Source organism: Flavobacterium sp. MMLR14_040, from assembly GCF_033657265.1.
GTDB lineage: Bacteria > Bacteroidota > Bacteroidia > Flavobacteriales > Flavobacteriaceae > Flavobacterium.
In genome coordinates, this window is record NZ_JAWVWO010000001.1 from 532,378 (window position 1) to 546,621 (window position 14,244).

Genomic DNA, 14,244 nt, shown 5'->3' on the forward strand with positions numbered 1-14,244 from the left:
ATCCTGAAAAGAATTTAGTATTTTTATGGTAAATTCTTTTCAGGATTTTTGATTTTATCCCAAGGTGCAAATGCGCCTGATACATTTCAAAAACAATATTTGCCCAAACATAAAAAATACAATGACCGATCCGATTCTAGAGAACCTAAACCAAAAACAGCTTCAGGCGGTAAAAACTACCGAAGGGTTTGTGCGCGTGATTGCCGGGGCCGGATCAGGAAAAACAAAAGCGCTGACCTCAAGGTTTGCCTATATCGTGGACAGGCTCGGGATCAATTCCTCCAATATCCTTTGCGTGACCTTTACCAACAAGGCAGCACAGGAAATGAAAAAAAGGGTAAAAATGCTCATTGGAGATATCTATGATGTGAGCCTTATCACTACCTATCACGGTTTTTGCGTGCGTTTTCTCCGCGAGGAAATCAACAAGATACAGTATCCCAAAAATTTTATTATACTCGATGCGGAAGATCAAAAGACCATTTTGCGCGAAGTGTTTAATGAACTGGACATCAACTCCAAAAACCTGACTTTCAAACAGGTCCTGCAGTTCATTTCCAAATCAAAAGGTACCTCGGATTATTTAAGCTACATTCTGGCCAATAAAAGTTTTGAGGACGAAAAGACCGAGAACTTATCGCTGAGGGTCTTCCATAAATATCTGGATAAACAGAAGCGGAACTATGCCCTGGACTTTGACGACCTGATACATTTCACCGTTTATATACTGAATACTTATAATGAGGTACTTGTAAAATGGCAGCAAAACATGCATTACATACAGGTTGATGAGGCGCAGGACAGCTCGGACAGTCAGTTTGAGCTTGTGGAGATGCTCTCGCGCATCCATCAGAATTTATTTGTAGTGGGCGATCCGGACCAGACCATTTACGAATGGCGTGGTGCCAAACCCGAGTACCTGGTGGATTTTGACAAGATGTTTCCAAACTGCGAGACGATCATCATGAACCAGAATTACCGCTCTACGCCCAACATCCTGAAAGTTGGAAACCATATTATCAAGAACAACAAAATAAGGGTCGACAAGGATATGATTACCGAGAGGCCCGAAGGAGTTGAAGTGGTCCATTTTCACGGCAAAAATGATTTTGAGGAATCACTTTGGGTAGCCTCGGAAATCAAGGAGATCCTTAAAACCGAAAAGGCAAAGTATTCCGATATCACCATACTATATCGTGCCAATCATATTTCCAAGAACATCGAACAATCCCTGATCAAGGAGAATATTCCCTACACCATTTTTGGCGGTGTCAAATTCTTTGAAAGAAAGGAAATAAAGGATGTCCTGTCCCTTTTACGCCTTATTGTAACGGGCGATAATATATCGTTCCTTCGTATGTTCAACCATCCCTCCCGCGGCCTTGGCAAGAAGTTTATAGAACGCCTGAGTTATCTGGGACGAGAGCAAAACCTTTCGCTTCTTCGAGCACTTGAACAAAATAGCACCGATAAGGAATTGGCTAAAAAAGGAGCGGCTGAATTTCTGGATTTGATAGACAATCTACAAGAGCTTGCCAAAACAAAATCCATATCGGATTTGGTCAAAGAGATACTCGAGAGAAGCGGACTGGCCGCGTTGTACCGAAAAGACGGTGATGAGGACCGACTGGAAAACATCAAGGAACTTGTGAGTTCCATGCTCCTGCTTGAAAAGGAAAATAAAGAGCCCATCAACGTGGAAGAGTACCTGCAGGAAATTGCGCTGTTCACCGATTTGGATACCCATAATGAAAATCAGGATAAGGTAAAACTAATGACCATCCACATTTCAAAAGGACTCGAATTCCCCTATGTTTTCCTTTGCGGTTTTACAGAAGGTGTCCTTCCAAGCGCACTCTCGATCAAAGAGAGAAGAAGCCGCGCGATTGAAGAAGAAAGAAGGCTTACCTATGTGGCGGTAACCCGCGCCGAGAAAAGATTTTACATCACCGACTCCGAAGGGTATAATTTTACCACGGGGCTCCAAAAATATCCATCGCGTTTTCTCTTTGAAATCAGCGAGGAATTTTACATCCGTAAAGGAAAGCTTAGCCCGGAAATCCTTCAGGCCTCTCAAGTACCGGTTAGAAATTTGGGTGCAGAAAACAAAGAACTTTTTGCGGTCGGGGATTTGGTCCTGCATGAGGTATTTAAAAAAGGGAGAATCAAGGCAGTCAACCCGGATAAAAACCAGTATACAATCGACTTTTTTGAAATTAGCAAAGAAAAACCAATAGACTTTAATTTCCGCTTCCTGCAAAAAATAAGTGATAATACCATTTCAGGATCAAATGCAAATAGTGATGCAGATTCTGCCATTGACTTAAAATCTCATTTGAAGTCCCAGGAAAATCCCTTTGACAAAAATGACAATGCTTGGCCAGATCCTTTTTCTGAGACGCTGTCTGAAGATGAAAAGGCAGTTCCATCTAAAGAATTCACTGAAAACGACACTGATACTTCTAGGAATAAGGATAAAAAATGGTGGAAGTTCTAAAAGTAAATTTTCTATCGATAACTTGTTCCTTTAAAGCTCTGGCCAGCTGCGCCGGTTATTGGTATACTGACAAAACGGGCTCCTCAGGAGCCCTAGCCCTGATAGAAGTGAAAATCCTTTTGTGTCCGCCGCGGCGGACACAAAAGATTGCAACGAATAGCGGGAAAAGCTCCTGAAAACCACTATTAAATAGCCCCTGAATAACTACTTGAAAATAGATATGCTGTCCTCAAGCTGTTCCCTTGCAATAAATGCTGTAATAAATTCACGTACTTCACTGTCAGTCCCACTCTCAATATCAAAAGAATTGATATGAAACTCCTCATCCTGATCCAAAATATGTATGATCTCGGTGTAGCCCTTTGAGATCAGGCTTCCTTTTAATTTGATAATGTTCGACTGCTGCCTGCCGTCCAGCTCTTTTCGAACCTTCAGTTTCATCCCCTTTTCCATTGCAATTATTTTAAATAATACTCGTGCTGTTCGGCATCAAAAATAAAATTATTTACTGAATTCTAATTCGGTATTCTATAAAATAAATCGATACTGTCATTCATTAGTTTTCAGGATTCTCCATCCTGCCGATGATTTTATTCACTTCCTCTTCTGTGTTTTTAAGCTTGGCCTGGCAGAACTCAATAAGCTCCGAGGCCCTTTTGACTTTTGCAGCCAACACGTCAACTGATATTTCTTCGCTTTCTATTTCTTTTGAAATGGCTGTCAACTCGGACTTTGCCGCCTCATAGGTCAGTTTCTCTTCCATTATATTGTATTTTTTCTTTAACAATGCTTTTAAGTTTAGCATCTTTCAGTATCAATTCTATCTCGTGGCCAGCCTCTATATTCTCAGCGCTGCTGATAATTTTATCGTGAACCTTCACAATTGCGTACCCTTTGCGAAGGATATTCTGCGGGGACATCATCCGGATGCTTTTCTGGTGGTATTCCAAAGTGAGCTTCTCATGGCGAAGATAATCACTCGCCGCATTTTGTATGCTATTTTTTATATTCCAAAAATCATTTTTCTGTTGCTGAAAAAGCATTCTCGGACTCTGCGCCAGCTGCTGTGCAGCAAGGATTAGATTCTTTTGGTGTGTGTACAAAACTTCCCTTGAACTGCTTGTAATCTGATGATTGGTTCGAGTCAGCTCCTCCCCGTGCAGCTGTATAAGTTCCCTTGCATTACGGGAAATGGCGTTTTTAAGCTCATTTAATTCTTTGTAATGGGCGTGAAAAACCTGCTGTGATTTGATGACAATATTTTGCTGGAGCGCGAGTATCCCAAGCTCAAAACTTCGGTTATGGGCAATGATAAACTCAGCGGCCTTGGTGGGTGTCTTGGTATGGGTATGGGCCATCAGGTCCGCTATACTGACATTTTTCTGGTGTCCGATCCCGGTTATCACCGGAATGGGAAACTTAGCCACTGCCCTTCCGATATTGTAGTTGTCAAAGATCAAAAAATCAGACTGGGACCCGCCGCCCCTGTTAATCACAACGGCATCATATGGAATTCCGGTATTATAAATCTCGATGAGTTTATTCAAGAACAGTTTTGCATTGTTATCTCCCTGTACAACGGTATAATAATCATCAATCTGGAAAACATACCCAAAATCATTATGCAGCATGGTGTGGCGGAAATCCTCATTCCCTGCCGAGCTGCTCGACGAGATTACAGCCACTCTCTGAATTACTGCCGGAAGTTTAAGCCGGTTGTTAAACGTCAAATAACCATCCCCCACTTTCTGGATATAATCATTTTCTTTCACCAGACGCTCCAGGGTAGCATTGCGCTGCTGCTCGAGTATGCCCAGCATAAAATTACTGTCGATATCCAGCACGCTCACAGACAAACCGTATAAGGGATGATAATCCACGCTCACCTGAACCAGAACATGCAGGTTATTGGTAAAGGCCTGTCCTGTGTTCTTTTCAAACTCCTCAATACGACCGGCTCCCCCGCCCCACGACTTGCCAAGCATTTTGGCTGTGATCGTATTGCCGTTCTGCGCCTTCTCCACCAGCTCAAAATAATGGATCTTTTTATCTGCCTTATAGGAATGATTGGTGATATCGGCCAGTACCCAGAAACGCTGCCCTTCAAAACGCGAACTAATCGTATCGTGGATCATGTCATTAAGTACTGAGAGCCTGATATACTGCTGGGGTTCCATTGATCGGGATTTCATGTGTATGGCTAAACCACTATAGTTATTTTACGTAATTTGGTGAAACGCAACTTTGCCAATATTCTACAATATTTTTGATCATTACCACCATTTGATTGAAATCAAACGGTTTTATAAAAAATCCCTGAACCGATTTTGAGTACGCTTCCACTACATGCTGCTGTTCTGCAGCTGTCGAAAAAAACAGAAACGGAATAGATTTCATCCTTAGGTCTTCATTTTCATGAACTTTAGACCGAAGTTCGATTCCATTTAATTTTGGCATATTTATATCAGAGAAAATTATAAAGGGCTCAATGCTTGTTTCTGTAAGATATTGGAGGGCCTGTTCGCCATCTGCGAAAAAAATTATTTCATTTGGATATTGAAGTTTATCAAATGCCTGACCTAAAAATTCCTGGTCATCGATGTCGTCTTCTATAATTACTATAGGCCCTCTCTTGTTCATATTCTTTATTATTAATCTTTGAATGCAAGATAATAAAAAAATTAATTGTTAGTGGATTCATAAAATGTATCGAAAACTAATATTTCAACTCATTGGTGAGAGCAGCGCTTTCTGGCAATTATCCCAGAAAAACCCACTATTATACAAAATTAAGGAAACGCTGTGGAAAAGCGTAATGGCTTGGACATTGCCGCACCTGGCAATAATGTTAGACGACCAATTATATAGGCAGAGAAATAACATTTTTTAAATTCCTCGTAATTGATTAACTTGGTGTAATGGGATATAAATAAATTTTCTCATTGAATATAAAAGAACTTTCAAATCTTCTACGCCTTATTATATGAATATCGATAACCAACAGGAACTCTATTTACTAGTCATGAATGCGCCGGTGGGCATCTGTGTTTTGGATGCCCAGACCCTTAAAGCGGAAATTGTAAATGACAGTTTCATAGCCGTGGCCGGAAAACCACGCGAAGCGATCCTTGGAAATTTTTACTGGGATACTTTCCCTGAAGCACGCCCACATTATGAAAGCGCACTCGCGGGTGTTATTTTAAAGGGAAGCCCTTACTCTAATAGCGAAGCCGAACGTAAGGTGATCAGGGGTGGTAAGGAAGAAACCGTTTATATAACTCTGGTTTATGCCCCGCTAAAAGATACTGCAGGAGAGGTGAAAAAAGTGGCCGTCTGGGTCACTGACAATACCCTGCAGGTGATCCAAAGGCAAAAAGTGGAAGAGAGCGAAAAATTTGCGCGTACTGTTTTTTATAATTCTCCCGTAGCGAAATTGGTATACACCGGGCCTGATATGGTTCTGCACCAGGCCAATGAAAAAATGCTTGAAATATTCGGCAAGGGCGATTCCATTATCGGAAAACCCATCATGGAAGCTGTACCCGAGATGAAAGAGACGCATTTGTTCGGTGCCTACCAGCACGTTTTGAAGACTGGTGAAATTCATACCCAAACGGCATCCCGCATTATGTTTATTAAGAATGGCTCGCCATATTACGGCTACTATGACTACACTTATAAACCATTATACGATGCAAAAGGCAATATCTATGGTGTTATCTGTACGGCTATTGACGTAACAGAAGAGGTAGTGGCGCGCAACAAACTGCAAGAGGCCGAACAAAACATGAGAGGCGCCGTTGAACTCGCCCAGCTTGGTACCTGGAGCATTGATGTGGCATCAAACGGACTGACCTACTCGGACCGCCTGATCGAATGGTTTGGGTATGACCCTGCCGCCCAGGATTATAATGAAGTTATACCGATCCTTTTGGAAGAAGACCAGCAAAGGGTCGCCAATGCCGTGGCATGGGGACTGAATCCTGAATCGGGAGGTTTGTATGATGAGACCTATACCATAATCCATCCCACTACAGAGAAAAAAAGAATATTGCATGCCCAGGGTAAAACTGTTTTTGATCCCGAGGGGAAACCTGTACGTATGAACGGCACAGCCCAGGATATTACCATCCAGATGGAACTGCAGGTGGAACTGGAAAACCAATTGCAGGAGCGTACCGAAGAGATCGCCGCTGTTATAGAGGAATTAAGGGCTACCAATGAAGAATTGGAAAACACCAACGTGCAGCTCATACATTCCAACGGGGAACTCGAGCAGTTTGCCTACATAGCCTCACATGACCTGCAGGAACCGCTTCGCAAAATCAGCACCTTTGTGCAGCTGCTCGAAGGTAAAATCACAGAACAGCTTGACGAAAAATCACAGGGATACATCAATAAAATAAAAGACGCCACCAGCCGTATGGGCAAACTGATCCGCGATGTGCTCGCCTACTCGGCCCTGCCGAAAGAGGATGCCACTTTCGTTGAAGTCAACCTTGAGGACACGGCCCGTAATGCGCTGGAAGATTATGATGTGGTAATGGAGCGTACGGGAGCCCAAGTGACATGGAACGAGCTGCCGGTCATCAAAGGCATTCCCCTGCAGATGTCCCAGCTGTTTTTCAATCTGATAGGCAACGCTTTAAAATTTATACGCCCTGATGTGCAGCCCAAAATTGATATTCACTGCAGTATTACCTCGCCCGAGGAGATCCGCTCGGTACATCTAAAGGAAGGGGTGGCTTATTATAAAATTCAATTCAGTGATAATGGCATCGGCATGAAACCTGCAGATACAGAGAAGATTTTCAATATATTTCAAAAACTGCACCGTAAAAGTGAATTTGCGGGCACGGGAATCGGCCTTGCCATGTGCAAGAAAATTGTCCAAAACCATAATGGGGAGATCGATGCCGGTCAAAGCAACGAAAATGGAGCCGTATTTAACGTTTACCTGCCCCAGAATATTTAACTAATGATAATCACAATTGGCCTTGCCGGCGTTTTTCAGCCCGACAGTAAAATCCTTCTGCGGAGGTCTTCGTTCAAAAGATGGAATTTCTAGCGGAAGTACCCTGCCCAAAAAATTATAAGTTCAAAAATTACATAGTATGTATTTCAGAGTGGCTGTGATAACTGGTCGTCTAAGTTCGCTATAGCGCTTATCTTTGTCTTCTAAATGATACACAATAACCGTTTTCCACTTCCACCAATACAATTGGATTAAAATTTACATTTCTCCAAAGGCAAAAATTGGGCCGCTGCCCATAGCCCCGATAGCAGTGGAAATCCTTTTGTGCCGGTGTTCGGCGCAAAAGATTGCAACGTATAGCGGGAAAAGCTCCTAAAAAATAGCATCATCAACCCCTCTAATCTAATCGCGTTTTGGATAACGAGAAATTAAAACTAGATTTAGATTTCATTTTAATGCTGATTTTAAGTACATAAAACAATCCAAATTAATCGTTTTTTCGTAAATTAGGTAAAAGCTATATTTATGGAAACATTACCACTATTTCATATACAAGTTTTGCAGCTCCTTGCCGGGAAATACAGCTCAGGATGCAGTTTGGAAGAAATGACCAGTTTTCTTGCTCCGGTCATTAATTCTCAAAAAGTCTCTGGCGGTGCTTTATGTTCTGGCAGGGAATTCGAGGCAACAGTGCTCGATGCCTTAATTGTTTTAAATGATAAGGGTCATATCTTTTTAAATTCAGGTACCGATAAAAGCTTCATCACCATTAAGGGGATGATGGCAATAAACAGTACGGTCTTGTGCAATTAATAGCTTGGTAAATCCTCAATGCAAAATTCAACCTTTTTACTTATTTTGGAATATACTTGCCCTTTAAAGCAAGCTTAACCGAACCAATTGTAACACCTAAAACTAAAATATTTGTAAAGCAGAAAATAACTAAGGCAAGCCCAGTAACAACTGAATCATTTGCTTTTAAAGCAAATAGGGATAACCCTTGCGATAAAGTGGCTATTCCAAAAGTATATGCCCAATAACCAGGAGCAAAAGCTTGTTCTCTCAACCACTTTAGTGCTAAAATTATGGAAACAAAAATAAACAAAGCATATCCCATAAGTGCATAAGTAACAGGTATGCTTGCATTTGTACCGGCCAAAACCTGATAGGCTACAAATAAAACAACGGCTGGCGCCATGTAAATTCCCATAAAATTTCTTGTTTTGACTCCAAGTCCGCCTACGGTTAACTGCTGTGTAATTACAGAATCCATTATCAACCAGGAAATACTGCCAATACCCAAGAGCATAAATCCATAATTAGTATAACCCAATAATCCCGCTGCAAGAGCATTTACCAGTATACTAGCTGTAAAGGTTAAGAATAATGATGGTGTTGTTTGCTCGCTTTGACGTTCTTGTGTCCACAATTTTGAAAGTCGAAAGGCACCATAAATAAGATTGAAAATTGAGCCAATCCAAAATAACGAGATAGCACTATTTTGACTGTAAGGATGAAGTGCCAATGCCATTAAAATAACCGACTCCGGGATCAGCGCTATAAAAGAGGATTGAACAGGATCATTGAATTCCAGCAGTGCCGCTTTTCTGTGCTGAATCCATTTATTACAATAAAGCGTTAACCACCATAAAAAAGAAAGTATTGCCAATCCTTCCAGAACTTCACCAAAATAAGCAGGCAAATTCCATAGAGCCGCTGCGTTTCTCCATGCGTTTCCTGTTTCGGCTAATCCTAAGGTCATTGCAAAAAATGATACCGGTGCTAGTGGTAATGTAACCTTCTGTTTCTGAAAACTTTGCTCGTGATTTTTTTGAATAATTTTGTCCATCATTAAAATATTTAAATTAACTTTGAGCAAAATTATACTGATTTTATAAATTTATAATAGTAATATTATACACTAATTTAGTAATATGGTGCGATGGCAAAAAATAATCTGTATCTTCCGTACGAAGTTGTTTTTAAGGAAATTGATGATTCACTGGCAACAGAAGTGGGCAATAATTTCTTTGAACTACTATATATAGTATCAGGAACCGGAATTCAGACTATAAATGAAAATAGGTTATCGTATCAGCCTGGTCATTTATTTTTGATAACGCCTGATGATATTCACGATTTAAAAATTGAAACCCATACTTCCGTTTTCATTTTACGTTTTACTGATATTTACATCAAAAACGGGCCGTTTACATCGAATAATCTATATAAGCTGGAATATATATTACAACACGCCAATCACCAGCCTGGCTGTATTCTAAAAAGAATAACAGACAAAAATCTTGTTCATCCGATTATTGATGCAATTCGGCATGAACATCATAATCCGACACTTTATAATACAGAACTTATTCAGTTATTGATTAATACTTTAATTGTAATTATTGCCCGAAATATTTCAGAATATTTGCCTGAAAATATTACTAAACAATCCGATGCAAAATCACATACAATGTTGCAATACATTCAGTCCAACATCTATGAACCTGAAAAACTAAGTGTAGCTGTAATGAGTGCGAAATTTGGAATTTCAGAAACCTATCTGGGACGGTATTTTAAAAAACAAGCCAACGAAACACTGCAGGATTACATCTCAAAATATAGAATAAAGCTTGTAGAGAACCGATTGATGTATAGTGATTTGCGAGTGGGTGAAATCGCCAGTGAACTTGGTTTTAATGACGAAAGTCATCTGAATAAAATCTTTAAAAAACACAAAGGTATTACTCCATCGTTATTTAGAAAAACCCCACAGAAGATTTAAACTTAATCAAATATTTAGTTATGATTTTTTATCTGAATGTTTTTCAAAATTACCGCAATTATTATAAGAAGTACTCCCAGCCATTGACCAACGGAAACATATTCATTTAGTAATAAATGGGCAAATAAGATCGCGACCGGAATTTCCAGGGATGTAAAAATTGCTCCCAATCCCATTCCCGTTAAAGGCATTCCTTTAGCAAATAATAAAGGTGGAAGAATAGTCCCGAAAAGTGCGACTAGAATACCCCAATTTAAGAGAATACTAAAAGAAAAACCTTGTAATAAAGAAGAACAGAATACCAGTAAAACTGTAATAAAGCCTCCGCTTACCATTAAAAAACTTCTTTTAATCGGCGGAAAACCCAATTCGATGTTGTTTGATGAATAAATTGTGGCTGTGTAAGACAATGCTGCCAGAAGGCCCCAAGCAACGCCTGTCCAATTAATTTGATTGTACTGATGCCAAACATCCGTTGCAATTAGGGTTCCAAAAATTATTATTACAACAGTAGCTATCTTAGAAAATTCCGGTTGTTTTTGTTTTTGTAACATCTCTACAACAAGGCTCATCCAAACAGCCTGAACTAAAAGAACTATACAAATACTGACGGGTATATACTTTACTGCCATATAATAAAAGATGCTTGTAAATCCCAATGAAGTGCCGGCGACAATGAGTTTAACGCAACTCTTTAGATTTTCTTGAGGTGCTTTTACAGCAGCCACTGACTTACGGGAAATAATAGTAAATATAAACAGCACTATAAATCCCAGAAAAAACTGAGAAATAGTTACTTCAGCAGTATTATAACCGTCTTTATAGGCCAGCTTTACAAAGGTTCCCAGCATTCCATAACAGCAGGCAGCTAAAATAATTGACTGGCTTCCTTTAAATAGCTTACTGTTGGCTTTCATAATTTGTCTTTATATTTTTATAAACTTTATTTGCAATTAAATTTTTAATGCTCTGATATGCGTTTTCAATCCTTTGATATAATTTTTCCGGATCGACAGAAACACCATCAATTGCAACAGTATGTATGTTTTGAATACCAATTAACTGGAAGACTAGCTCGAGATAAGTATTTTGGAAATTCATATGCTCGTTGGGCTCCCCTTTTCCATATCCTGTTCCTCCTCGGGCTAATAGAAGAAATAATGTTTTATGCTCCAGTAAACCTTTATAAGGATTTGTTGGATGGTCATGATTGAATTTCCACGTTTCATTAACCCGCACGATCTGATCTATATATGCTTTTAGAATACCTGGTACCGACCAGTTATACATTGGTGAACCAAGAACAATAATATCGGCATCTTTCAATTCTTTGATATAAACATCACTAACTTTAAGTGCATTGTTGTCGGCCTCGCTCCTTTCCTCTTTTTTCTTTGCTGCTGCTTCGATCCAACTTTCTGTAATGTAAGGAACCTCAGAAATTGTCAAATCACGAAAACTAATGTCTGCTTCACCATTAATCGTTTTCCATTGCTTTACAAAAACTTCTGTAAGCTCACGGCTTTTAGATTCGGAACTTCTTGCACTTGCATTAATTACCAGTATTTTTTTCATGACGAATATTATTTTTAAGCAAAATTAGCCGGCATTCCTGTTTTAATAGGATACCACATCCAACAAATAAAAGGATCCAGCTTCGTTCGAAAAAGGCAATTAACATCAGAATTAATACTAAATCACAATCCGGTTTAAGATCTCTAATTATTTCTCAAATACATTGAGACAAGCCAACACCGAATCACAAACTAAAAATGCGGACTGATTTCCTGATTTGAGAAATCCGAAATGTTCAAGATTTTGAAGCAGTGACAACAATGGATCATAATAACCACCGATATTCAGCAATACAATTTGTTTTTGGTGAAGCCCAAGTTGTGACCAGGTAAGCATTTCGAAGAGTTCTTCAAAAGTACCGAGTCCTCCGGGCAGTACAATAAAACCATCTGCAAGCTCATTCATTTTTGCTTTTCGCTGGTGCATATCATCAACCAAAATAAGTTGGGTTAATCTGGTATGTGCAACTTCTTTTTTCTGAAGAAATCTTGGTAAGACCCCAATAACTTCACCCTGATTTTCTAAGACTCCATCAGCTAAAACGCCCATTAAACCTGTAGCTGATCCACCGTAAACCAAACTAAAACCCTTTTGGCTTAATAATGCGCCTAAATTATAGGCGGTTTCCCTAAAAATTGGTTCGGTACCAAAACTGGAACCACAGAAAACGGCTATACTTTTCATAATTTCTATTTTATGTACTGTAAAATAAAAGCTTATGGTGTTATCGGTGAAGCCCCAGATTACAGACAACACCTGCCCCAGCCTAAAAAAAATGTTGGTGTGATGTAAATACGATATCATCTGGGTCCTATAGTTTAGTAAATCTGGGGTAAAATAAAAACACAGGCTAACAATACCTTTGTCCGTATAAAAACATAAATAAAAAAATTATGGAAGATACATTTAAAATTCCCCAGCTGCTTTTGAGATACGCACTGGGTATTACGTTCTTAACACCGGTTTCGGACAGATTAGGTATACTAGGCCCTGCTGGCACCGGTAATATTGAATGGGGTAACTGGCAAAATTTCATTGATTACACTTCTACACTTATGCCCATTTTTGACAGACCCATGGTTAATATTATGGGAATAGTAGCAACAGTGGCCGAATTATCGATCGGTGTTTTTTTGATTTTAGGGTTTAAAACAAAATGGTCAGCCATAGGCGCATCGCTTCTTACTTTCACCTTCATCGTCTTTATGACATTTTCAGTAGGAATTCAAAAACCTATTAATTATGGTGTTTTCACTGCCAGTGCGGCTAGTCTTTTGCTTTCGTTTATTCCAAATTATAAATGGAGTTTAGACAATCTTTTTAATAGAGAGAAATAGTAGTTATGTAACTATTTTTCATTCTCTATATAATTCTATTATTATGAAAATAGAAGATATAAAACAATCCGGCGGTTCATTACCAATAAATAAAAGAATATTGCTGAATATCATATACATCCAAACTGCTTTTAAGGAAGATTTAAATGAAATATTAAAGTTTCATACTCTTTCTAAAGAACAATATGATGTTTTAGTTCTATTACGAAACTTAAATGGTATGTGTGCAAACATGTATATGATACAGGAGAGAATGACATCAAAAACAAGTAATACCACCCGGCTTATAGATAAATTACTTCATAAGGAACTTGTAACCCGGGAAGAATGCAGTGAGAATCGCAGAAAAATAGATATAACCATTACAAGAAAAGGAATAGCGCTTCTTGAAGAAGTTGCCCCCAAAGTACTTGCTTATGAAACAAAACTTGCTGATAATCTCACTTCAGATGAAAAGGAAAACCTTAATATTCTCCTGGAAAAATACCGAAATAACAATTACAAATAAATATAAAATTTAAAATTTAAAAAGTGAAAACACGTATTAAGATCGATCAGGCGGAACCTGCCGGATATCAGGCAATCCTTGGACTTGAAAAATTTATAGAAAGCACTCCGCTGACAAGAACACACAAGGACTTAATAAAAATCAGGGCCTCACAGATAAACGGTTGTGCATTCTGCATTGACATGCATACCGAAGAAGCACGCAAAGCCAGTGAAACAGAACAGCGCATTTACGCACTCAATGCATGGCGTGATACTCCTTTTTTTACAACTGAAGAACGTGCAATTTTAGCACTGACTGAAGAAGTAACATTAATAAGCGGACATGTGAAAGATGAGACCTACCAGGCTGCATCAGAAGTATTGGACAAGACCTATCTTGCACAGGTTATTTTGGCCATAATAACTATAAACGCCTGGAACAGAATTGGAATTACGACACAGCTCGTTCCTGCCTAAATAAATTTAATATAAAATTCAGTAAGCTGCTCCGTTTTTTAAGCGAGCAGCTTTTCTCTTTGAAATACATTTACCATTTTCCCATAATTAGGTAAGAAAATTATAAATT

General features: G+C 39.1%; 16 protein-coding genes. 7 read left to right on the top strand and 9 right to left on the bottom strand.

Annotated elements, in window-relative coordinates; translation table 11 throughout:
* Positions 1–121 precede the first annotated feature (121 nt).
* Entirely contained in the window at positions 122–2,497 is a 2,376-nt protein-coding gene (locus tag SD960_RS02475) for an ATP-dependent helicase (RefSeq protein WP_318800653.1), read from the top strand.
* Between the two features lie 204 nt (positions 2,498–2,701).
* On the opposite strand, the gene SD960_RS02480 is transcribed toward SD960_RS02475, so the two are convergent.
* From SD960_RS02480 to SD960_RS02495, 4 genes are all read right to left on the bottom strand, one after another.
* Positions 2,702–2,950: a hypothetical protein gene (locus SD960_RS02480; RefSeq protein ID WP_318800655.1), complete on the bottom strand. Its 249-nt coding sequence runs from the start codon at positions 2,948–2,950 to the stop codon at positions 2,702–2,704.
* Between the two features lie 103 nt (positions 2,951–3,053).
* Complete coding sequence (xseB, locus tag SD960_RS02485; RefSeq protein ID WP_230038336.1) at positions 3,054–3,260, bottom strand: exodeoxyribonuclease VII small subunit; 207 nt, start codon at positions 3,258–3,260, stop codon at positions 3,054–3,056.
* A complete protein-coding gene (gene xseA / locus SD960_RS02490; protein WP_318800658.1) occupies positions 3,238–4,674 on the bottom strand; it encodes an exodeoxyribonuclease VII large subunit in 1,437 nt (478 codons plus the stop codon). Before xseA ends, xseB begins: the two co-directional genes overlap by 23 nt.
* 37 nt (positions 4,675–4,711) lie before the next feature.
* On the bottom strand, positions 4,712–5,137 hold the full coding sequence (locus tag SD960_RS02495; RefSeq protein WP_318800659.1) for a response regulator: 426 nt from the start codon (positions 5,135–5,137) through the stop codon (positions 4,712–4,714).
* A gap of 343 nt (positions 5,138–5,480) precedes the next feature.
* Here SD960_RS02495 and SD960_RS02500 point away from each other — a divergent pair, with 343 nt between their 5' ends.
* Complete coding sequence (locus SD960_RS02500; RefSeq protein ID WP_318800660.1) at positions 5,481–7,472, top strand: ATP-binding protein; 1,992 nt, start codon at positions 5,481–5,483, stop codon at positions 7,470–7,472.
* Between the two features lie 123 nt (positions 7,473–7,595).
* Here SD960_RS02500 and SD960_RS23670 read toward each other — a convergent pair whose 3' ends face one another.
* A complete protein-coding gene (locus SD960_RS23670) occupies positions 7,596–7,718 on the bottom strand; it encodes a winged helix-turn-helix transcriptional regulator (protein ID WP_413230372.1) in 123 nt (40 codons plus the stop codon).
* A 279-nt stretch (positions 7,719–7,997) separates the two neighbouring features.
* On the opposite strand from SD960_RS23670, the gene SD960_RS02505 reads away from it, so the two are divergent.
* Entirely contained in the window at positions 7,998–8,285 is a 288-nt protein-coding gene (locus tag SD960_RS02505; RefSeq protein ID WP_318800662.1) for a hypothetical protein, read from the top strand.
* Between the two features lie 40 nt (positions 8,286–8,325).
* Here SD960_RS02505 and SD960_RS02510 read toward each other — a convergent pair whose 3' ends face one another.
* A complete protein-coding gene (locus SD960_RS02510) occupies positions 8,326–9,324 on the bottom strand; it encodes a hypothetical protein (RefSeq protein ID WP_318800664.1) in 999 nt (332 codons plus the stop codon).
* A 90-nt stretch (positions 9,325–9,414) separates the two neighbouring features.
* Between SD960_RS02510 and SD960_RS02515 the strand changes: the two genes are divergently transcribed.
* Positions 9,415–10,257: an AraC family transcriptional regulator gene (locus tag SD960_RS02515; RefSeq protein WP_318800666.1), complete on the top strand. Its 843-nt coding sequence runs from the start codon at positions 9,415–9,417 to the stop codon at positions 10,255–10,257.
* A gap of 14 nt (positions 10,258–10,271) precedes the next feature.
* Here SD960_RS02515 and SD960_RS02520 read toward each other — a convergent pair whose 3' ends face one another.
* The 3 genes from SD960_RS02520 to SD960_RS02530 all read right to left on the bottom strand — a co-directional run bounded on the left by SD960_RS02520 (position 10,272) and on the right by SD960_RS02530 (position 12,516).
* The gene (locus SD960_RS02520) at positions 10,272–11,174 is read right to left on the bottom strand and encodes a DMT family transporter (protein ID WP_318800667.1); all 903 of its coding nucleotides are present in this window, start codon (positions 11,172–11,174) and stop codon (positions 10,272–10,274) included.
* Positions 11,158–11,832 (bottom strand): FMN-dependent NADH-azoreductase, encoded by a 675-nt coding sequence (locus SD960_RS02525; RefSeq protein WP_121321671.1) that lies wholly within the window; start codon positions 11,830–11,832, stop codon positions 11,158–11,160. Before SD960_RS02525 ends, SD960_RS02520 begins: the two co-directional genes overlap by 17 nt.
* Before the next feature lie 147 nt (positions 11,833–11,979).
* Entirely contained in the window at positions 11,980–12,516 is a 537-nt protein-coding gene (locus tag SD960_RS02530) for a TIGR00730 family Rossman fold protein (RefSeq protein WP_318800670.1), read from the bottom strand.
* A 209-nt stretch (positions 12,517–12,725) separates the two neighbouring features.
* Here SD960_RS02530 and SD960_RS02535 point away from each other — a divergent pair, with 209 nt between their 5' ends.
* From SD960_RS02535 to SD960_RS02545, 3 genes are read left to right on the top strand one after another with little or no spacing between them, the layout of a single operon-like run.
* The gene (locus SD960_RS02535; protein ID WP_121321675.1) at positions 12,726–13,169 is read left to right on the top strand and encodes a DoxX family protein; all 444 of its coding nucleotides are present in this window, start codon (positions 12,726–12,728) and stop codon (positions 13,167–13,169) included.
* A 43-nt stretch (positions 13,170–13,212) separates the two neighbouring features.
* Positions 13,213–13,677 (top strand): MarR family transcriptional regulator, encoded by a 465-nt coding sequence (locus tag SD960_RS02540; RefSeq protein ID WP_318800672.1) that lies wholly within the window; start codon positions 13,213–13,215, stop codon positions 13,675–13,677.
* A 23-nt stretch (positions 13,678–13,700) separates the two neighbouring features.
* Entirely contained in the window at positions 13,701–14,135 is a 435-nt protein-coding gene (locus SD960_RS02545) for a carboxymuconolactone decarboxylase family protein (protein ID WP_318800674.1), read from the top strand.
* The last annotated feature ends 109 nt before the right edge of the window (positions 14,136–14,244 follow it).

Bases quoted from the DNA above. Each gene is read 5' to 3' on its own strand.
- SD960_RS02475 (WP_318800653.1), top strand. From the start codon at position 122: ATGACCGATCCGATTCTAGAGAACCTAAACCAAAAACAGCTTCAGGCG.
- SD960_RS02480 (WP_318800655.1), bottom strand. From the start codon at position 2,950: ATGGAAAAGGGGATGAAACTGAAGGTTCGAAAAGAGCTGGACGGCAGG.
- xseB (WP_230038336.1), bottom strand. From the start codon at position 3,260: ATGGAAGAGAAACTGACCTATGAGGCGGCAAAGTCCGAGTTGACAGCC.
- xseA (WP_318800658.1), bottom strand. From the start codon at position 4,674: ATGGAACCCCAGCAGTATATCAGGCTCTCAGTACTTAATGACATGATC.
- SD960_RS02495 (WP_318800659.1), bottom strand. From the start codon at position 5,137: ATGAACAAGAGAGGGCCTATAGTAATTATAGAAGACGACATCGATGAC.
- SD960_RS02500 (WP_318800660.1), top strand. From the start codon at position 5,481: ATGAATATCGATAACCAACAGGAACTCTATTTACTAGTCATGAATGCG.
- SD960_RS02505 (WP_318800662.1), top strand. From the start codon at position 7,998: ATGGAAACATTACCACTATTTCATATACAAGTTTTGCAGCTCCTTGCC.
- SD960_RS02510 (WP_318800664.1), bottom strand. From the start codon at position 9,324: ATGATGGACAAAATTATTCAAAAAAATCACGAGCAAAGTTTTCAGAAA.
- SD960_RS02515 (WP_318800666.1), top strand. From the start codon at position 9,415: ATGGCAAAAAATAATCTGTATCTTCCGTACGAAGTTGTTTTTAAGGAA.
- SD960_RS02520 (WP_318800667.1), bottom strand. From the start codon at position 11,174: ATGAAAGCCAACAGTAAGCTATTTAAAGGAAGCCAGTCAATTATTTTA.
- SD960_RS02525 (WP_121321671.1), bottom strand. From the start codon at position 11,832: ATGAAAAAAATACTGGTAATTAATGCAAGTGCAAGAAGTTCCGAATCT.
- SD960_RS02530 (WP_318800670.1), bottom strand. From the start codon at position 12,516: ATGAAAAGTATAGCCGTTTTCTGTGGTTCCAGTTTTGGTACCGAACCA.
- SD960_RS02535 (WP_121321675.1), top strand. From the start codon at position 12,726: ATGGAAGATACATTTAAAATTCCCCAGCTGCTTTTGAGATACGCACTG.
- SD960_RS02540 (WP_318800672.1), top strand. From the start codon at position 13,213: ATGAAAATAGAAGATATAAAACAATCCGGCGGTTCATTACCAATAAAT.